Source organism: Singulisphaera photorubra, from assembly GCF_045290345.1.
Lineage (GTDB): Bacteria > Planctomycetota > Planctomycetia > Isosphaerales > Isosphaeraceae > Singulisphaera.
Map to the genome: position 1 here is coordinate 10,278,338 of NZ_CP155447.1, position 19,760 is coordinate 10,298,097.

General features: G+C 62.2%; 16 protein-coding genes. 11 read left to right on the forward strand and 5 right to left on the reverse strand.

Annotation, left to right across the window (positions count from 1 at the left end; all coding sequences use genetic code 11):
* The first annotated feature begins 1 nt into the window (after nucleotide 1).
* From V5E97_RS38395 to V5E97_RS38415, 5 genes are all read left to right on the forward strand, one after another.
* Complete coding sequence (locus V5E97_RS38395; RefSeq protein ID WP_406696828.1) at nucleotides 2-2,194, forward strand: amylo-alpha-1,6-glucosidase; 2,193 nt, start codon at nucleotides 2-4, stop codon at nucleotides 2,192-2,194.
* 150 nt (nucleotides 2,195-2,344) lie between these two features.
* Entirely contained in the window at nucleotides 2,345-3,805 is a 1,461-nt protein-coding gene (locus V5E97_RS38400; protein WP_406696829.1) for an FAD-binding oxidoreductase, read from the forward strand.
* 158 nt (nucleotides 3,806-3,963) lie between these two features.
* A complete protein-coding gene (locus V5E97_RS38405; RefSeq protein ID WP_406696830.1) occupies nucleotides 3,964-4,788 on the forward strand; it encodes a hypothetical protein in 825 nt (274 codons plus the stop codon).
* Nucleotides 4,789-4,802: 14 nt separating this feature from the next.
* A complete protein-coding gene (locus V5E97_RS38410) occupies nucleotides 4,803-6,056 on the forward strand; it encodes an FAD-binding oxidoreductase (RefSeq protein WP_406696831.1) in 1,254 nt (417 codons plus the stop codon).
* 38 nt (nucleotides 6,057-6,094) lie between these two features.
* Nucleotides 6,095-7,450, forward strand: coding sequence for a (Fe-S)-binding protein (locus V5E97_RS38415; protein WP_406696832.1), 1,356 nt, complete (start codon nucleotides 6,095-6,097; stop codon nucleotides 7,448-7,450).
* 145 nt (nucleotides 7,451-7,595) lie between these two features.
* Here V5E97_RS38415 and V5E97_RS38420 read toward each other — a convergent pair whose 3' ends face one another.
* Both V5E97_RS38420 and upp read right to left on the reverse strand, forming a co-directional pair.
* Nucleotides 7,596-8,438, reverse strand: a complete 843-nt coding sequence (locus tag V5E97_RS38420) for a purine-nucleoside phosphorylase (RefSeq protein ID WP_406701281.1) — start codon at nucleotides 8,436-8,438, stop codon at nucleotides 7,596-7,598.
* Between the two features lie 71 nt (nucleotides 8,439-8,509).
* Nucleotides 8,510-9,142, reverse strand: a complete 633-nt coding sequence (upp, locus tag V5E97_RS38425; protein WP_406696833.1) for a uracil phosphoribosyltransferase — start codon at nucleotides 9,140-9,142, stop codon at nucleotides 8,510-8,512.
* Nucleotides 9,143-9,651: 509 nt separating this feature from the next.
* On the opposite strand from upp, the gene V5E97_RS38430 reads away from it, so the two are divergent.
* The 3 genes from V5E97_RS38430 to V5E97_RS38440 all read left to right on the forward strand — a co-directional run bounded on the left by V5E97_RS38430 (nucleotide 9,652) and on the right by V5E97_RS38440 (nucleotide 12,608).
* Nucleotides 9,652-10,902 (forward strand): CpaE/TadZ family protein, encoded by a 1,251-nt coding sequence (locus V5E97_RS38430; RefSeq protein WP_406696834.1) that lies wholly within the window; start codon nucleotides 9,652-9,654, stop codon nucleotides 10,900-10,902.
* Nucleotides 10,903-11,344: 442 nt separating this feature from the next.
* Entirely contained in the window at nucleotides 11,345-11,641 is a 297-nt protein-coding gene (locus V5E97_RS38435; RefSeq protein ID WP_406696835.1) for a hypothetical protein, read from the forward strand.
* Between the two features lie 139 nt (nucleotides 11,642-11,780).
* A complete protein-coding gene (locus V5E97_RS38440) occupies nucleotides 11,781-12,608 on the forward strand; it encodes a sigma-70 family RNA polymerase sigma factor (protein ID WP_406696836.1) in 828 nt (275 codons plus the stop codon).
* 106 nt (nucleotides 12,609-12,714) lie between these two features.
* On the opposite strand, the gene V5E97_RS38445 is transcribed toward V5E97_RS38440, so the two are convergent.
* The gene (locus V5E97_RS38445; protein WP_406696837.1) at nucleotides 12,715-12,966 is read right to left on the reverse strand and encodes a hypothetical protein; all 252 of its coding nucleotides are present in this window, start codon (nucleotides 12,964-12,966) and stop codon (nucleotides 12,715-12,717) included.
* 403 nt (nucleotides 12,967-13,369) lie between these two features.
* Here V5E97_RS38445 and V5E97_RS38450 point away from each other — a divergent pair, with 403 nt between their 5' ends.
* Entirely contained in the window at nucleotides 13,370-13,837 is a 468-nt protein-coding gene (locus V5E97_RS38450; RefSeq protein WP_406696838.1) for a hypothetical protein, read from the forward strand.
* Between the two features lie 350 nt (nucleotides 13,838-14,187).
* On the opposite strand, the gene V5E97_RS38455 is transcribed toward V5E97_RS38450, so the two are convergent.
* The gene (locus tag V5E97_RS38455) at nucleotides 14,188-14,754 is read right to left on the reverse strand and encodes a hypothetical protein (RefSeq protein WP_406696839.1); all 567 of its coding nucleotides are present in this window, start codon (nucleotides 14,752-14,754) and stop codon (nucleotides 14,188-14,190) included.
* An 802-nt stretch (nucleotides 14,755-15,556) separates the two neighbouring features.
* A complete protein-coding gene (locus tag V5E97_RS38460) occupies nucleotides 15,557-15,844 on the reverse strand; it encodes a PilZ domain-containing protein (RefSeq protein WP_406701282.1) in 288 nt (95 codons plus the stop codon).
* On the opposite strand from V5E97_RS38460, the gene V5E97_RS38465 reads away from it, so the two are divergent.
* Together V5E97_RS38465 and V5E97_RS38470 are read left to right on the forward strand one after the other, a co-directional pair.
* On the forward strand, nucleotides 15,812-16,039 hold the full coding sequence (locus tag V5E97_RS38465; protein WP_406701309.1) for a hypothetical protein: 228 nt from the start codon (nucleotides 15,812-15,814) through the stop codon (nucleotides 16,037-16,039). The two genes, V5E97_RS38460 and V5E97_RS38465, sit on opposite strands and share 33 nt — an antisense overlap.
* Before the next feature lie 310 nt (nucleotides 16,040-16,349).
* Nucleotides 16,350-19,553: a FlgD immunoglobulin-like domain containing protein gene (locus tag V5E97_RS38470; protein ID WP_406696840.1), complete on the forward strand. Its 3,204-nt coding sequence runs from the start codon at nucleotides 16,350-16,352 to the stop codon at nucleotides 19,551-19,553.
* The last annotated feature ends 207 nt before the right edge of the window (nucleotides 19,554-19,760 follow it).

Sequence of the window (19,760 nt, forward strand, 5' to 3'; positions counted from 1 at the left end):
AATGGAAAGCACGACCACGTCATCGAAAACGATCGGCCGACCGCAAGATGGCGACCCGCACCACGTGCTCGCCCCTTCCAGCGTCACCGACGACCGGACTCGTGTTCTCAAGCATGGCGATACGTTCGCCGTTTTCGACCACCTGGGCCAGATCAAGCCGGGCGGCCTGGGCGAGGAGGGGATGTACCACGAGGGCACACGCTACCTCTCCTGCCTGGTTCTTGAGCTTGATGGTCAGGCCCCGTTCTTCCTCGGCTCGACCGTGCGGGACGGCAACGATCAACTCTCGGTTGCCCTGACCAACCCGGACCGGATGAAGGCAGGGCGAGTGGAGGTCCCGCTCGGGACCCTTCACCTGTCCGTGCGGACGCTCCTCTGGCAGGGGGCTTGCCACTGGCGACTCCGGATCAGGAACCACGGGACGGCCCCGGTGAACGCCTCGATCCAGCTTCGATTCCAGGCCGACTTCGCCGACATCTTCGAGGTTCGCGGCATGAAGCGCAAAGCCCGAGGACGCGACCTCCCGCCGGACCTGGAGACCGCTCGGGTGGTGCTCGGATACCTGGGCCTGGACGGAGAGGAGCGCAGGAGCTCGCTTCGGTTCAGCCCGCCCCCCCAGGATTTGACCGTAGACCGGGCCCGGTTCGAACTTACCGTGAGCCCCCATGGGGAAGTCGCGTACGACCTGGCGGTGGCCTGCTGGCGCGGGGACTCGACCGTCGATCCGCCGACTTTCGAAGCGGCCCAGACGGCGGCCGAGGCGAGCCTCGAGCGGCTGAGGACCGGGTCCTGCCGGATCAGGGCCACGGACGGGCGATTTGACGCCTGGCTTCGGCGGTCCGAGTCGGACCTGAACATGATGACCTCCGAGTTGTCGACAGGCCCCTATCCGTACGCAGGCGTCCCCTGGTTCAACACGCCGTTCGGCCGCGACGGGATCATCACCGCTCTGGAATCGCTCTGGCTCCGGCCGGAGTTAGCACGAGGTGTTCTCGCCTACCTGGCGGCGAATCAGGCGACCGAGATCATCCCCGCGCAAGACGCCGAACCAGGAAAGATCCTCCACGAGGTCCGCAATGGGGAGATGGCCGTGGTCGGGGAGATGCCGTTCGGACGGTATTACGGCAGCGTCGACGCCACTCCGCTGTTCGTTCTCCTGGCGGGAGCCTTTTACGAGCGGACCGCGGACATCAGCTTCACCCGGGCGCTCTGGCCGCACGTCGAGGCGGCCCTGAACTGGATCGACGACTACGGCGATCGCGACGGAGACGGCCTGGTCGAATACGGTCGGCAGACGGAGGAGGGCCTGATCCACCAGGGCTGGAAGGACTCCGACGACGCCATCTCGCACGCCGACGGGACCCTGGCGATCGGCCCGATCGCGCTCTGCGAGGTCCAATCCTACGTCTACGCCGCGCGACGGGCCGGGGCAACGCTCGCGGCCGCACTCGAAATGCCGGCCCGCGCGGTCGAGCTCGAGCGCCAAGCCGAGGCACTCCGCGAGCGGTTCGAGGCCGCTTTCTGGTGCGACGACCTCGGAACCTACGCCCTGGCCCTGGATGGCAACAAACGGCCTTGCCTCGTCCGGACCTCCAACGCCGGCCAGTGCCTCTTCGGCGGCATCGCCGCACCCGACCGTGCGGCCCGGGTCGCTCGTGGGCTCATGTCCCCCGACTTTTTCTCGGGCTGGGGGATTCGGACCTTGGCCACGATCGAACGTCGCTTCAACCCGATGTCGTATCACAACGGGACCGTCTGGCCCCATGACAACGCGTTGATCGCTTACGGAGCCTCGAGGTACGGCCTGAAGGATCTTGCCGCCGGGGTCCTCGCCGGCCTGTTCGCGGCCGGCACCTACTTCGACCTGAACCGGATGCCGGAACTGTTCTGCGGTTTCCCGCGTGAGCCGGGCGAAGGTCCGATTCCATACCCGGTTGCCTGCGCCCCTCAAGCCTGGGCGGCCGGATCCACGGTTCTGCTGCTCCAGGCGTGCCTGGGCCTGAGGGTAAGCGCCCTCGACCGCCAGGTCTGGTTCCATCAACCGCACCTCCCCCCATTCGTACCCGAGCTCCGCATCACAAATCTGAGCCTCGCCGACGCGACCGTGGATCTCCACCTGGTCCGCCACGGCGACGACGTGGGCGTGAATGTCCTCAGGCGAGTCGGGGAGCTCTCCATCGTCGTGACGAAATAACAAGGAGGCTCTTCCGCGGAATCCAAGTGGAACGAAACGACACTCCGAGGCTATTGTTGCACGTGGCGGGGAGCGTCCGGGCCTGTTAAACTCAGGGGGCTTCGGGCTCTGTTCTCCTCCCCGATCTTGATCACGAGACGATGCCGACCGATGTCCGACTCGACCTCCTCGACATTAGTACCAGGCTTGCTGAATGACCTGATTTCCGCCCTTGGAGCGGAGAATGTCTTGCACCGCCACGACGAGCTCGTGGTCTACGAGTGCGATGGCTACGTCATTGAGAAGAACACGCCCGACGTCGTGGTCTTCCCGACGTCGACCGAGCAGGTCGTCGCGATCGTCAAGCTCTGCAGCAAGGCCGGCGTGCCATTCGTGCCTCGAGGCGCCGGGACGAGCCTGGCCGGCGGAACGCTCGCGGTCGGCGGCGGCGTGATGATCTGCCTGACCCGAATGAAGCGGATCATCGAGATCAACACCCGCGACCGCTACGCGATCGTCGAGCCCGGCGTGGTCAATCTCTGGCTGACCCGCGCACTCGGGGGAACCGGATTCCATTACGCCCCGGATCCGTCGAGCCAGAGTGCCTGCACGATCGGGGGCAACGTCGCCACCAATTCCGGAGGGCCGCACACCCTCAAGTATGGGGTGACCGTGAACCACGTTCGAGGGGTCGAGTTGGTCCTCCCCGACGGCACGGTGGTTGAGACCGGCGGAATCAATGAGGACAATCCCGGCTACGACCTGACCGGGGTCATCGTCGGCAACGAGGGCACGTTCGGCATCACCACCAAGGTGATCGTCGGCCTGACGCGAGACCCGGAGGCGGGACGCACCTTGCTGGGCGTTTTCGACAGCGTCGATGCGGCCACCGAGACCGTCAGCGGAATCATTGCCGCGGGGATCGTTCCCGCCGCGCTGGAGATGCTCGACACCCTGATGATTCAGGCGATCGAGCAGGCCTTCCACTTCGGCTTCCCGACCGACGCCGGAGCGGTCCTGATCATAGAGGTCGACGGCCTCGACGCCGGGCTCGACCACGAGGCGCAGGCCATTTCCGAGATCGTCCGGTCCCACGGTGGCTCGGTCTCCAAGTCGATCACCTGGCGGACGCGAAAAGAACCGGAGTACGTCGCCATCTGGAAGAGCCGCAAGTCGGCCTTCGGCGCGATCGGACGGCTCAGCCCGACCTTCTGCACCCAGGACGGCGTCGTTCCTCGTACCAAGCTTCCCTACATCCTCCGGTTCATCACCGAGGTCGGCCAGCGGTACGGGATTCGGATCGCCAACGTCTTCCACGCCGGCGACGGCAACATCCATCCCATTCTCCTATTCGACGAGCGCGACGCCGACCAGGTGGCACGCGTACTCAAGGCGAGCCACGAAATCCTCGACGAGTGCATCAACGTTGGTGGAAGCGTGACCGGGGAACACGGGATCGGCGTCGAGAAGATGGAATTCATGCCCAAGCTCTTCACCCCGGAAGACCTTGCCGCCATGGTCGCCTTGCGAAACACATTCAACCCGGACGGTCGCTGCAGCCCCGACAAGATGTTGCCCGGTGGCGCGGGGTGCATCGAACGCAAAGGCCCAGGGCACAAGGCGTCGGCCTGACCGACCGGACTCCCGTGACGGGATCCCGACTGGTCGTCATGGTGGTCGATCTGGTAGTTTAGGGATCTGTCGACTCGGGCCGTTCCACCGGCCGAGGTGACAGAACGGCTCGCAAGCCCTCATGTGTTCTTGTCCGATTCTGGCGAGGAAGGTGCGCGGTGGCCAAGCGACCCAAATTCTCGCGATGGCGGCGCCTCCCACGCGTCTATCGATCCGGCGAATTCAAGTTGCCCGACCCTAACCCGGAACCGCAACGGCTCTCCCTCTACTTGAAGGATGAGCTCCTTGAGGTGGCCGAACGCCAGGCCGAACGGGCGGGGTTCGAGACGGTCCAGCAATATTGTGCGGAGTTGCTGTCGCGCGCCATCCAGGCGGAGCGAGTTCGCGGCCAGGTCGCCGAGATCGAGGCACGAAGCGGCCCCTTGGAAGGACTCCAGGAGATTGCCAACGACCCCGCCTACCTTGCCGAATGGAGCGAGCAGACCGCGCCCCGCGAACCCACCGAACCGATCTCGCTCGAGATCAGTCTCGACCCGGTCGGGAAGGCTCCCGCACCTCGAGTTTCGGCGCTGAGCCTGGAGCTGGACTCGGACTCGGGCACACCGACCCAGCCGTCCGAGTTATCTGAGTCGATCAGCCCGTCGGCCCTGGTCGTGCTGCATCATGCGGGGCAGGGGGGTGAGGACGATCCGTTGGCGTTTCTCCCCTGCTTGCGACGGGGTGAGTTGGTCTCGGTGAACGAGATCGCCGAGCTGGCTCGGGCGCTTCAGACCCTGGAAGTCGAGACCCGCGAGGCGAAAGTTCTCGATCGTCGAGTGGCCTTTGCGCTCCACCGCTTGGCCTACGAGGGTCAGATCCTCCATACCGATGCCTGGCCGGGCGTGTTCGACGCCTGGACGGTCGACACGCTGCACGCGGTCCAGGAAGCGGTCGAGCGTATTCTCTCGGGTCAAGACATCCGCTACTATCCCACGAAACCATGACCGGAGACTCCGCATTGAACTGGCCCGATTCTCCGATCGGAGGACGGCTCGGCGATGGCCGGCACGCCCTCGCGACGGAGCGCCCCGAGACCATTGATGCGCTCCGTCATGTCGTGATCGATCGCGTGGCGCAAGGAGAGGCGATCTATCCCCAAGGGGGAGGCACCGCACTCGACTACGGTGGGACACCTCGCACCCCAGGCGTCGCGATCGACACCCGCTCATTGAATCGTGTGATCGACTATCCGGCGGCCGACATGACGATCACGGTCGAGGCTGGAATCACCCTCGGGTCCCTCCGCTCGATCCTGGCCGAGAAGCGTCAGCGACTTCTGATCGACGCCCCTCATCCCGACCGTGCCACGCTGGGCGGGATCTACGCGACGAACACGACCGGATCGCGTCGCTTCGGAGCGGGCCGACCGCGCGATCAGATCATCGGCGTCAGCTTCGTCACAGCCGATGGCGCACTGGTCAAGGGGGGGGGCCGCGTCGTCAAGAACGTCGCGGGCTACGACTTTCCCAGACTGTTGACGGGATCGCTGGGCACGCTGGGAATCCTGACGCAAATCACCCAGAAGGTCCGGCCGATGCCCGAGGCCTCGGCACTCGTCTGGGTCCCTTTCGCAAGCGTCGAGGGGCTGGCGCCAGCGCTCGATCGGCTGAATACCTCGGGAACTCGCCCCATTGCGATCGACCTGTTCAACGCCTCCGGAGCGCGACACACCGGGGAAGCCCGGGGTCTGCCGGCGGGCGATTGGGTGCTGGTCGTCGGCTTCGAAGACAATGCGGCGTCGGTTGCCTGGCAAGTCGATCGGTTGATGATGGAGTTGGGGCGAACCAACATCGTGCTCCGTGAAGGGGCTGACGCCGAGTCGCTCTGGTCGGCTTTGACCGAGTTTCAGGCGGCCGAGGTCGGACCGGTCAGCATCCAGGCGAACATGCGTCCCTCGTCTGTCGCCGCGTTTGTCCGAGAGTTCGACAACGCCCTCTGGGCCGTGCAAGCTCACGCCGGGAACGGGATCGTCCGTGGTCATGCCCTCGGGGCGCCCGACCTCGAGACACTCGCCCCCGAAATCGATCGGCTCCGCGCCACGGCGGCGCTCGACGATGGAAGCCTGACCCTCACGCGTTGTCCGCCGGAGTGGAAGGAGCGTCTCCTCGTCTGGGGAACGCCTCGGCCCGACTGGGCTCTGGCGGAGCGAATCAAACGGAGCCTCGATCCCAAGGGTGTGATGAATCCAGGGCGGTTCGTGGCTACAATATAATGATCAGACTCTTTGGCTGAGAGACGAGGCAATCCTGCATGGCGATCGCGACGCCCGAATCGAAGACGGAGTCCAAGCCGACGGTCCGACCCGCTCAGGAAGCGAGCGTCGACCTCGATTGGCTCTCGAGTAAGATCGACTACCGACTCTATCAGGATTGCGTCCATTGCGGCCTCTGTACGGCGAGTTGCCCGACCTACGTCGAGACCAGCAACGAGAACGATAGCCCGCGAGGGCGGATTTATTTGATGCGCGCCGTGGCCGACGGCCGACTCGGCTTCAGCCCCGAAGTTCGCGAGCACCTGGATCTCTGCCTGGACTGCCGGGCCTGTGAAAGCGCCTGCCCTTCGGGGGTTCAGTACGGCAAGATTATCGAGCCGTTCAAGGTCGCGTTGCAACGCAGCGCTCCCGCCTCGGAACGGACGAGCTTGCTCAGGCGCTTGATCCTTCATCATCTGTTCCCCTATTCGGGGCGGGTGAAGCTCGCCTTGATGCCGGCCCGGTTGTTTCAGCGACTCGGACTCATCAACCTGGCCGAGAAGTCCGGACTGACCAAACTCTTGCCGCCGACACTCAGGCGGATGCAGGCCATGCTCCCCGACCTGGGCGAAAGCCACGGCCACTTGCCCGAGGTCTTGCCGGCCATCGGCCCCAAGCGTGCTCGGGTCGCCCTCTTCCTCGGTTGCGTGGCCGATGCGATGTATCCCGAGACCAACGCGGCCACGGCCCGCGTGCTCCAGCAGAACGGGTGCGAGGTCGTCGTCCCTCGGAGCCAGGTCTGCTGCGGCGCGATCCACTACCACTCGGGCGTCGAGGAACCGGCGCTCGACCTTGCCCGGCAGAACCTCGCGGCCTTTGATCCGACTCAGTTCGACGCGATCATCGTCAACGCCGCCGGCTGCGGCGCCATGCTCAAAGACTATCCGCACCTTCTGCCCGCCGCCGACCACACGGCCGCCGAACAGTTCACGGCCAAGGTCAAAGATATCTCCGAATTCCTCGTCGCACTGGGCCCGATCAAACCGACCAACCCCGTGCCGATGAAGGTGACCTATCACGACGCCTGCCACCTCTGCCACGGCCAGCAGATCCGGAGCCAACCGCGTCAGTTGCTCTCGATGATTCCCGGGGTCGAACTCGTTCCGCTCGAAGAGACCGAGATCTGTTGCGGCGCCGCGGGAACGTATAACCTCACCCAGCCCGAGATGTCCGAACGCCTCGGTGTCCGTAAAATGGACCACCTTGCCGCGACCGGGGCCGAAGTAGTGGCGACTGGTAACGTCGGCTGCATCCTCCAGATCGCCCGTAAGATCAAGGAACGGGGCAGCCCGATGAAAGTCGTTCACCCCGTCGACCTGCTCGACAAGGCGTACGGCGGCCCATCCAAGAAATAAACCGGCGAGCAAGCGCAACTCGACCTGTCATAAAATTGTGCCTCGATCTCGCGAAGCGGCTGCTCGCCCGGCCACGTATCGAAACGCGAGGCGACTCGCCGGCACCTTCCCTCACGGACGAGCAGGGAAAATTCCAACAGTCCGGCTACCAGGCTCCAGCTTCGAGTCGTTGTACGACCCCCTCGATCAGGGCACCGACGAGTGGGGTCGCCGCCTGACCGGCCTCGACCACCTCCGCGTGACTGATGAGTCCTCCGGAAACACCCGCCGCGGCGTTGGTGACGACGGCCAAGGCGAGTACCTCCAGCCCCCCATGTCGAGCCACGATCGCCTCCGGGACCGTGGACATCCCGACCACATCGGCCCCGAGGGTGCGGAGCATCCGGATCTCGGCGGGGGTCTCGTAGCTCGGGCCGGGCAGGCACGCGTAGACCCCTGAAGCCAGATCCAGGCCAAGTTTGCCCGCTTCCTCGAAGGCAATGGTCCGCAGCCGGCTGGAGTAGACCTCGGACATGTCGGGGAAGCGCTCGCCAAGGCGCCTGTCATTGGGCCCGCGCAGCGGGTTCGCGCCGATCAGGTTGAGGTGATCTTCGAGGCAAACGATCGAGCCGGCACGAAGTGACAACGCGATCCCCCCCGTGGCCGCGGTCAGGATCAGGGTTCGCACCCCGAGACGCTGCAGCACCCGGACTGGAAAGGTCACCTCATCGAGCCCGTAGCCCTCGTAGTAGTGGAACCGACCTTGGAGGACCAGGACGGGGACGCCGCCGACCGAGCCGGAAACGAGGAGGCCTTTGTGCCCCTCGACCGTCGGCCGAGGAAAATGCGGGATCATCGCGTAGGGGAGCACGACACGATCGGCCAACCGATCGGCCAGGCCACCGAGTCCTGATCCCAGTACGACAGCGACCCTGGCCGGCTCAGCGATTGTCTTGAGGATCTCTCGAGCCGATTCCCCCGCGTGATCTTCGATTTCCTCGGGCATCATCGAATCCACCGCTCGCATGGCTCAGGGACTCCCGGCAACGGGTTTGTGTCAGGGCGATCATCTCCCACCGTTCAATCGAGTTCGGTCCCAAACTGGCGATCGCCGGCGTCTCCCAGGCCCGGATAGATGAACCCCACCTCATTGAGATGATCATCGACCGCGCCCACGTGAATCGGAACGTCGGGCATCGCCTCCTGCATGCGGGCGATTCCCTCAGGGGCCGCGATCAGGGAGATCAGCTTCATCCGAGTCACGCCCGCCGCCTTCAGAACCCTGCAGGCATGAACGGCCGATCCACCAGTCGCCAGCATGGGGTCGACGACCAGGGCGATGGTCATCCTCGGGTTCGCGGGAAGCTTCTTGTAGTATTCCATCGGCCGTAGCGTTTGCTCGTCGCGGTAGAGACCGACGTGCCAGACCTGCGCATCCGGGATCAGTTCGAGCACCCCCTCGGCCATCCCGAGTCCGGCGCGGAGAATCGGGACAATTCCGATCGTATCGGCCAGGTTCCGTGCGAACGAGGGGCCCAACGGAGTCGAGACCTCGACCGGAAGCGTCGGGAGGTCGACCGTCGCGTCTTGGGCCAGCAACATCGCCAGGGTCCGGACCAACCTTCGAAACTCAGGCGGCCGTGTTCGCGCATCCCTCAGGTTGGCGATCTGATGGAGCACGATGGGATGCGACGACGGGAAAACCAACGACACGGAGGCCTCCTTCAGGAACGAGGGAGTATCGAATTTACTCGATCCTACCTCACGACCAGCGCCATGCGACGAACGGCCTCACTCATTTTTTAATTGAGGACAAACGAGCTGCCAGCCTTTTAAAGCCTGAGCCGATCCGAGAACGGTTTGTCATGATCGGGCAAAGCGCCCCCGGTTCCTCCCAACCCTCTCGAGATCGTGAGAAAAATCACCCCTCGCAGGATTCGATTTTTTAGGACACAAGTCAGATTGTTTTCATGACTTAGGCGACTTTTAGCGTATTCGTGCCATGACGAATTTCTGGCAAGCCGTGCGCAAGACCGGAACCGTGTCGCACTATTTCAGAAGACGTATTGCGAGTTCTCATTCGGCTCCGGGTGACGAGCTCTGAATTCGTTCGCGCAGTCCACGAGGAATTGTCGGTTCCGTGCCACGGGTGGCGTGCTCTCAAAAGCGATGCCTTTGCTGAGTGCGATCCATTCCACTGCTCTCCCGGACGGTTGAACTCAATGGCTATGAAGGACGGCATCCGGATCCTCTTCGTTGACCCCCACGAGGAGTCTCGTCGATCACTGCTCGCTCAATTCGAGCAGATGGACCCGATCTGGCTTGCTGAAGTGTGCGTGGCTTACTCTGTAGCCGCCAAACGAGCCACCGCAATTCAACCGGAGGTGACGATTGTGGTCACCGACGCGGACCAGGAGAAGGCGGCCAAACTCATCCGGACTCTCACCGAGAAAAATCCAGAGTCGATGGTCCTCGCCGCAACCCATTCCACCGACACCAGGACGGTCGTGAACCTGGTCAAATGCGGTGTGAGTGAGATCGTGACCCTGCCGATCTCGAACGAGTCCCTTCTCAAAACCATTAGGTCGCTGTCACGCCGCGAGGGGGTTCTCGCTCCCGCTCCGCTTCCCGTAGTCGCCCCACTCCAGGTCCAAGCTCCGCCCACTCACGCCCACCAGAAAACGAAAACGATCGTGATCACGGGGGCGTCGGGAGAGGTGGGCTGTACCTCGTTGGCCGTCAACCTGGCAGCCGCCCTCGCCAGGGTCCCCGGTCGTGAGGTGGCGATCGTCGACTTCGACCTGATGTTCGGGGCGGTCGATACGTTGCTAGACGTCCTCCCCGAGAATACGCTGCTCGAGATCGTGAAGTGCGTCGATCGGCTGGATGCCACCTTATTGAAACGGATGCTCTGCCAGCACGCCTCGGGCCTTTACGTCTTGCCTCGGCCCCATGACTTGATCGACGCCGCAAAGCTCACTCCTGAGAGCTTGCCCGGAACGCTCAAACTCCTTCAGTCCACGTTCTCCTCGGTCGTGATTGATACGAGCAAGAGTCTTCAAACCTCCGATTTTGTTGCTTTCGATACTGCCGACGTGATCCTCGTAGTGACCCAACTCGAGCTGACCTCCGTTAAGAACACGGCGAGGCTGCTCGACTGCTTCCGTAACTTTGAAGGACTCTCCCAACGCGTGCAGATCGTCGCCAACCGCGTTGGCTCGCTCCGTAGCACTGTCTCGGCGCAAAAGGCCGAAGAGTATTTCAAGTTACCCATCCGCTGGCAGATCCCCAATGCAACCAAGGTCTTCCACACAGCGCGAGATCGAGGGGTTCCCATCGACGTCATCGCACCGCGCAGCGAAGCTCAACGCGTCATCCTCCAACTGGCGAACGCCCTAGTCCCCTCCCTGGCTACGGTCGAAACCAAACCTCAACGCGGGTTCTTCCGCGACCGCTTCCAGCGTGAGGGATAAAAGCACCGCTGTCGCACCGTCCAAACCACCTCATCGTGCCCTTGGCCGCTCCAAAGCAAACGATCCTGGCCCGTAAACAAACGTCCCCGTACGCGGGACACGTCTGCCGCGGGGACCACCACCCGGGCGAGGCGATTTAAGCCACGCACCTCAAAATCCCCCTTCCTAATTCCCCACGTTTTTCCCTGATAAACGGGAAAAATGTACGGCTTATCGGAAATAATCGACAAAATCCTGATTTTGCTCACCTTAGAAAGCAAACGTGTCCTATGGTAAATGCATAGGACGAGGTGAGCTGCGATGGTTATTTCCGGCCACGTCTCCCGATCGGGATTGATCCAGAAGACCCTCCCGCCGTTCTCCCGCTTCCAGAAATGATTCGACGACCAGACGTCACGACGTTGCGACGTTTCGGTTAGCCCCCATGAAGGAGGATTGATTCATGTCTACACTTGCGGACGAGATCCAGGCCGCCACATCCGAAACCCTGCTGGCCGACGCATTGCTTGGGGTCCATCATAAGGTCAGCGAACGTGCTGCTCGCGCTTCCAAGGCCCGACATGCCAGCAAGCGGCGTCAGCGAATTGATCCCACCACATGTGAGCGTGAGTACACCGCCGCCGAACTCGAATTCATGCAGGCGATCCAGGCCTACAAGCAGTCGAGCGGCCGGATGTTTCCCACCTGGAGCGAAATCCTCGAGGTTCTCCACGGCCTGGGCTACGAGAAATCGGTCTGATTAAAGCGTGCTCCGTCACGACGCTGAGACCGGCCCAATCGGAACCGTCACCCACGGCGGTGTCCCGTTCCGTGGCTGCACACGCCGCATCACGTCGCCTTGATTCGAAATTGCAGCGCTCCACCTCGAGGAATCAACCGTGAGCACTCGCGCCGCCCAACGCCCCGCAAATGGTTCGACACTCCAGATCTATCTTCAAGAGATCAACAGCACTCCGTTGCTTTCTGCACCGGAAGAACGCGAACTGGCCGATCGAGTGGCCGTGGGAGACGCCCTGGCCCGTGACCACATGGTCAAGGCCAACCTTCGATTGGTGGTGAATATCGCCCGGGGCTACCTCGGAAAAGGCATGTGTCTGGAAGATCTGATCGAAGAGGGGAACCTCGGCCTGATGCGTGCCGTCGAGGGTTTCGACGGGCTGATGGAAACCCGCTTCAGCACCTATGCCAGCTACTGGATCAAGCAATCGATCCGCCGCGCAGTGATGAACAACGGCAAACCAATCCGGCTTCCCGCCTACATGGTAACCCTGCTTTCCAAATGGAAGCGGGCCAATGAAATCCTCACCGACCGGCTTGGCCGCACGCCGACGCCCGAGGAAGTGGGACAGGCATTGAAGCTCTCGAAGAAAAAGTTGGGCATGGTCGCCAAAGCGATCCGCATCAACGAGTTGACTCCGCATGGTGGTGGCGCGGAGGGGGACGAGTTCCTGCTCGATGACATGCTGACCGACGACCGAAGCAAGGCTCCCGGCGAACTCCTGATCGAGTCGGACGACCTGGAGCGGATCTTTCATCACATGGGACGTCTCGGTGAGCGCGAAGCCACTGTGATCCGCATGCGATTCGGCCTGGAACCGTACGTCCCCATGACACTTCGCGAAGTCGGCGAAAACCTCGGCCTGACCCGGGAGCGTGTTCGCCAACTCGAGAAGGAAGCCATGGAGCAACTCATCGCGACTGTCTGACGGACGACTCTGCTCTTGCCGCTCGCGCTGTCGAATCCGCAGGTGGCGAACCACGCCGAGCGTGATCCACGGATCGCCCCATCGCGGCGTGCTTTGGGAGAAGCCGTCACGATTGGTAGGTTCGTCCGATGAATTCGCCGGCGTCCGGAGTCGACACCTCCTCCTGGAGGTTCGTCTCATAATCACGCGAAGCCATCCAGACGTGACGGCAGAGCGCCACATCGTAGCCCCCCGCGACGGCCCCCTGAGCGGCCACGAGGATCGAGGCGAGCGATGCGGTCGCGACATTTCCCTCTTCGATCAAATCATTGATAAGCATTTCGATCCGGTGATTCAAACCTTGCGAAACCAAAGTCATTCCCCTTCCAAGGCGTGCAGGGGCTTGCCCAAATCGTTGGGACGAACCCATTCCTGACCTGATTAACCTGCTGAATCTGTATAAACAAACAGATTCCTGTGTCGCCACAAAGGGCGCTTCTGCTTTTTCCCGGCAATACGCTCGTTTTGTCGGAATTACCCAACGCGACGACCTGGGCGTTGCGTGAAGACAGCACGCACGCTCAGACTCCCCGAACCAGGATGCCCGGCGTCCTCGCAGACCGGCCAACTCCCCTCTCGCCAGTTCGGTCGCTCACTTTCTTGGGGTCAGCCGCCAGAGTATGGCCCAAAATGGCGAGATGTGACCTAGGCTTGGTTGAGAGCCAGCACGCCAACCGCCGTGGCTGTGCGTCCGGATCGCCAGGCGTCCTGGGAGAATCTCGATGTTCCGCGCACCGTTCCCGCCGAAACCCCCGCTCGCTCTGGGACGCCTCGCCACGCGACACATTTCGGATTCCCCGCTCCGGCAAGGCGCAACGGATACAGAGAGGAACGAGGCACCAGGAAAGCTTGCGCTCGGATGCTGGTCGGGAGACGAATTCGTGATCGTCAACGCCCAACTCATCAACATCTGCCAGGACGGGATCCTGGCTGTGGTCAACGGGCCGATCCAGGTCGGTCAGACGGTCTGGCTCCGCCTCGACGAGGCCAAATCCCTCGACGGGATTCAGGCCACCGTTCTGGGCTCGAATTGGCTACGACGCGGTCGTTCCGCAGTGCGGCTCGCGTTGAACGAGAACTGCCCCGCCGGTGTCTACGAGGCCTTGGTCCGGTCTCTTTCTCTCTCTCGCTCCCGACAAGATCCCAGGCCGGCACCGACGGCGCTCGGACGCCGACAAGGGCCTTTCTGAGCGTGGCCTCAGTTTCCTTGGTCCACCACGAAAAAAAGACCCCACCGAGGAATCTTCCCCGGCGAGGTCTTTCGCTGCTGCATCCAGGGCATCATCGAATCGAAGGTAATCCTTCGCCGAACCCGTTTCTCCCGACGTCAACGCGATCGGCCATGGCATCATCGTCGGCCTAACATTTCCCGTAGGGTGGGCACGGCCCACCATCTTAACCTCCTCTTTGGCAAGGAGATAGAGATGGTGAGCCGTGCCCAGCCGACGGGAAAAATCTGATTCAGACCGCAAATGAATCGTAAATCATTGATCGATTCTTAACGGGTGAGGCGAAGCGTTACCGAAATCGAAGTCGAGGCTTACCGTGAGCGCGATCGCCGGAAGAGACCGGCGTCGGGGTCGGCTCCCACTCCGTTGGTGACGAGCGCAGGTTCCGCGGAGCCGTGCGAATGTCGCCCCATCGTTTTGAGCAACTGCCGCACCGTTTCGCTCGTCCGACTGGTCTGGGCGGTAATCTCCTCGGCCTTCAAGGCCAATGTTCCCAAGAGTTCCGGCAGCATCGCGAACGAATGGAGTTTGGTCTCGCGAGGACAGAGCGGCCAGGGGATGCGCTCCTCGGAAACGATCTGTGTGAATTGATCGCTCCCCTCGCCCCTCTCCAGGGTGGCCGCGAGAATATGGAGCCGATTCCGGCCGGCGGCCTTGCCATAGGCGAGGTGCGACGAGATCAGCAGTTCACGCCCCCCCTCGCCGGTGCCGTGTTGGGAACCAAAAGGCCGGCTGATGGCCCAGACCCCAATGTCGAATTCCTCAGCGAGATAGCGATCGACGTCCTGTACAACGCCGCTCGCCTCGGAAAGCGCTTCATTTAATTGAGACACAATAACGCGGAGCGAATCCAGATCCGCGCGAGATTCATGGGCCATGGGAATGACCATCCTTGGCCTGGCGGCCCTTAACAGTGTGCGTCCGAACGACAAGAGAGATGACCTGGGCGCTGAACGGCACGGAGTCTCACAGAAGGGGGCATCCTATCCGTCCCCCCTACAACGTCAAGAGCAGAACCGTAGGTCATCGCCACGCCGCCCCAACGCCGCAACACGGCCAGCCCTGAGGCGTCACCTGTCTCAAACCCGGGACCGCCACAGTGCCACAACAATCCTGAGTGTCGCCCCTCTCCCTCTCATTCTCCCTCACCACCTCATTCGAATTCGCGTCTACCCGTCCTCCACCGACCCAGTCCCAGGTGCGAGTCGGTACTTACTCTGCCAGATCCAAGCAAGCGTCCTGTTGCCAGAATCCAACAGGGAGGGCAGAAAAAAAATTAACATCCTCATCTTGGTCGATTCATGACCTATGATGTGGCTTCACGAGCGGCCTGAGGCGATGATGGCCGCTCGCGTCAACGACGTGCATCACTTGGATGGGGGAATCAATGATTGAGACACTATCCACTGCGTTGATGGGAATCCTGGTCGTTTTTGGTGCTCTCTATATCACCCTGCGATGGATCGTTCTCGCAGGGCAACCCGACCATCGGGGTTAATTTCTCACCCAACGACGTACGCAGGCGTCGATCGCAACGCATCGGCTCGACAAGCGACTCCGGCCCGAACGACCGGCAGTCGCGATCGGCTCCTGTCGCCCTATCGTGATCGACCGTCGGATATCGTTGCGAGCATCTGGCCCTCGCCGCCTGGCAAACCGCGAAACGACCACAAGCAAGTATTAGTTCATTTCACCATGTCGCGATGCAACGAGCGCAACAAATCCGGTTGGTGACCCGTTGAGAAAGACGAGTCGTAACTGGTAGGGCCCCTGGCGCAGCGCCCGTGATTCGGCCACGCGTGCCTCGAACCAGGCCGTGACCGTGGGCTGGATCAGCCGGATCATCACGGAAACCCCTTGCGGCGGTTCGTCGTCGACGAGAACGAGCATCCCCTGCCGACTCACATCCATGAGCTGCGCGGAGGAGGTCACCAATTGGCCGTCCTGCTGCCAACCGACTTCCGACATGTTGTCGAGGGCCGGAAAGCGGGGAAAGCTTCGCCGGTCTACCTGGTTAACACGCTCGGCATCACGTCGGTCGTTTGGCATGGCGTTGAGACTGCTGGTGGGGCAACGGGACTGGCGAAGTACGGTGTCCCTCTCTCAACCGCGGAACGCGAACGCGTCATCGCCACGGAAGAAGATCCGACACCACCACTTTAGGCGTTCGAATCGCCGCACGCCCATCCATGTTGAAAAGATTCCTCATATCGACCAAATCCTCCCAATCCGCCCCAACCCATAGCAACACCCCACGGCACGCTGTTTACCATCGAGCCACGCCCTGAGTCGCCCAATAAACTCCCCCATTTTACGAAGCCCGCTTATCTTCTCGAATACCCAACTCGATTTACCGGGTTTTGGCTTAAAAACCGCTTGTTTATCCCTGCGTTCACGAAAAATGACCTACCCTTCATTCAGTCCATCAAGGTGGATCGGACACGCAACATCATCCTCTCAGAGTCTACCTACGGTGCGATCTCCACTCACGTTTCGCTCGAGCAAGCTATGGGGTACCGCGGCGAGGATCGCATCACGCCATTTCCCCGTGCTTGAGTCCGTCGAACCACGGATCGTTCTGAGTGCTCTTTCCGGGATCGCCTACGTTGCCGCACCAACGGATCAAACGCCCGTCCCCGACCAACCCGATGCCGAGACTCCCTCGGTCGCCTCGACGTTCTCGACGCCCGACAAGAACCAGATCCAACCGGCCTCGCGGACCGCTGGAGCGGAGACGACCTCCACTCTCGGCGATTTTGCTTCGCTCGATGCCGCCACCGGATCGGTTCGATACCACTTGGTCCAGCCTGCCGTCGTGTCCGCCGGGGTGTTCAACGCTCAGGGCAATCTCGTCCGCACCTTGTTCTCGATGCAGTCGATGGCGGCCGGCGACTACTCGACTCAGTGGAACAGAAAGGATGATTTCGGCAACCTGACTCCTGAGGGCGAGTATTCGGTCCGAGTCGTCCTGAATCGCAATACCTACGCAAACGTCGGTGCCATCGGCGGCAGCGCGACGAACCCCTCGACGGCACATCACATCCCGACCACGATGCTTTCGGTCGCCGTCGACAGTTCAGGGGCCATTTATACCGCCAATAGCTGGGACGAACCGGGGGCCGATTTCAAGAAATGGACGGCCAACGGCGTTTCCGTCTATGACGCTGAGTTCAAGATTCGCAACGGCAACCCGAATGGGGCTCCCTACCGAGTCACCACCGACGACACCTACATGTACCTGGCGGTCGGCGCGTGGTCGGGGCAGCAACAAATCCAGAGATTCCGACTCTCCGATGGCTCTCCCGCCCCCTTCACCGGCGATTCACTCGTCGGAGGACACATCCAGGTCTATAGCACCGTGGCCGGGCTATTGACACCGAACACCCCCTCGACCGATGTGGAGCTGATGACCAGCCCGCTCTCGGCCCTGGCCGTCTCGGGCAACATCCTCTACGTAGCCGATGCCGCCGGTAACCGGGTGCTCCGCTTCGACAAAAACAGCGGCGCACCGCTCGGCCAGTTTTCGGTCACTTTGCCCCAGGCCCTGGCCGTCGATGCCGCGGGGAGGGTCTGGGTTGGCCATCAGCACGGAACCATCACCGCCTTCACAAGCGACGGTGCCTTCCTCGGCCACGCGGTGAGCAACCTGGGCAACGTGATGGCCCTCGCGTTTGGGCCTGGCGGACAGCTCTACGTGGCCGACGGAGCCGCGGGGCAAGTCAAAGTTTACCAGGTCAACGGAGTTCAGACGCAACTCGCATGGACCCTCGGCCAGTTGGCGAAACCAGGGGATCGTGATCCCTCCCACTTCTACCAGCTTCGCGGCGTAGCCGTCGATGCCGGCGGGAACATCGTCACGGTCCAGACCGAGCCGGTCGGAGGCGCGCGACTGGCCCGCTGGTCCCCCAACGGTTCGTTGCTCTGGGAACACTTCGGCAACGAGTTCGTCTCGCTCGGAAACTACGGACAGGACGATCCCGACCAGTTCTACTCGATGACCTTCCACCGCTACGAGCTGCTCGATTCCTCGAGTGGGACCTGGGATTACACAGGCAATACCTACCCAGGGGGGCAGAGCTATTCGAGTAACCCCCACGGAGTTCCCCGGGTCTTGACGATCGGCGGGATCGAGTTCTTCTTCGACCCGACCGGTGATGGGATGCAGATCTACCGGATCGATGGACCCGCGTTCCATCTGGTCGGGCTCGTCGGCGGTCAAGACCCCGCGCCTGACGGGAGCATACGGACGCTTCCGATGGGTCAGTGGACCTGGAGCGACGTCAACGGCACCGGAATCCCGACGGCCAGCGAACTCCATTGGTTCAAGCCTCCCGGGCAGGGGGACTATCGGACCTTCGGGATGGACGTCGATCGGGCAGGCAACATCTGGTTCGCCAACCAGGCGACCGGAGGAATCTGGGTGATCCCCCTGGGGTTGCCCGACGGACGCGGGAATCCGACCTACGACTGGTCGCAGGCGCGGGAAGTCGTGGCCCAGGATCAGTCCGAGCTTGGCTTCCATCCGCAGATGGTCCAGCGAGCCGACGACGGCTCGATCTACGCGTTCGGCTGGAGTCAGCCCTGGGCCGCCGGAATCACCGATTTCTGGATGGGGGGCACGACGCTCGTGAAATACGACGCGTCGGGAAAGAGACTGTGGGCCGTTCAGTTGCCCGAGATCTGCACCGGGATGGATACGATTCCAGGGGCCGGTGGCGGCGTCATGGTCGGCGGCGGTAAGTCGGCAACGATTTATCAGTACACGGCCGATGGCCTGAGGATCGGCTCGGTCTCACCGGGTGCCGCACTCGCGGGAATCAGTAGCTGGCTCGACAACCAGGCGTCCGTGGCCGTGAACCGGGACCCACGAGACGGAATGCTCGACATCTTTACCGAAGACAACTACGGTCTGCACATCGGTTGGTATCGCGTGGACGATCGAAAAGCTGAGACGCTCATTGTCTCGCTGACACCGGGCGTATCCCCACCGGTGCCGGTCACCCCCACGCCGACGCCAACACCGATTCCCACACCAACGCCAACACCGATTCCCACGCCAACGCCGACGCCGATTCCCACACCGACGCCGATTCTCACGCCAACGCCAACGCCGATTCCCACGCCAACACCAACGCCGATTCCCACGCCAACGCCGACACCGATTCCCACACCGACGCCGACGCCAATAATCCAGGCTCAATCGACTCCGCTCGAAGCGCCGGTTGCGGTCACGGTTCCGACGCCGGAGGTCCCCATCCTCAGCGCAGCGGACAGAGTCGGAATTCGAGGGAATAGGGTCCTGGCGACGCGCCGCCCTCACCTGATCGGGACGTCGATCCGTGGCGGTGTTGTCGAACTCCTCGATAACAGTGGCAACGTCCTAGCCATGACAATCACCTCATCCGTCGACGGCAGCTTTGTCATTCAGCCCATTCGCAACCTGAAGGTGGGCAACATCTCCCTGCGGTTCCGAGTCCGTGATACCGCGGGACGACAGAGCCAACTGGGCGCCCCGGTCACCTTGACCATCGTGAATCGTCAGAATCCGATCGCCACATCCAGTCGGCTCACTGCGCAACAAAACAATAAGCTTCAACAAGAACAGCGCAACATGAGTCAATTTCTCAAAAGCCGAGCCATTCTCAATCCTGAGAAACGGCGAAAAACAGCTCCCTGACCGAAGTGCCCCCTCACCACCCGCAAACCGATCCGACAATCGGCAGGGTCCGTCGACCTTCCCCCCGCATTCAAGGAGTCAACGAAACGAGTGGGCCTGGCGAAGTGAGCCCCGTACTAAACCTTCGCCGAACCCACTTCTCCCTACTTCAATGCGATCGGCCATGGCATCATCGTCGGCCTAACAATTCCCGATAGGGTGGGCACG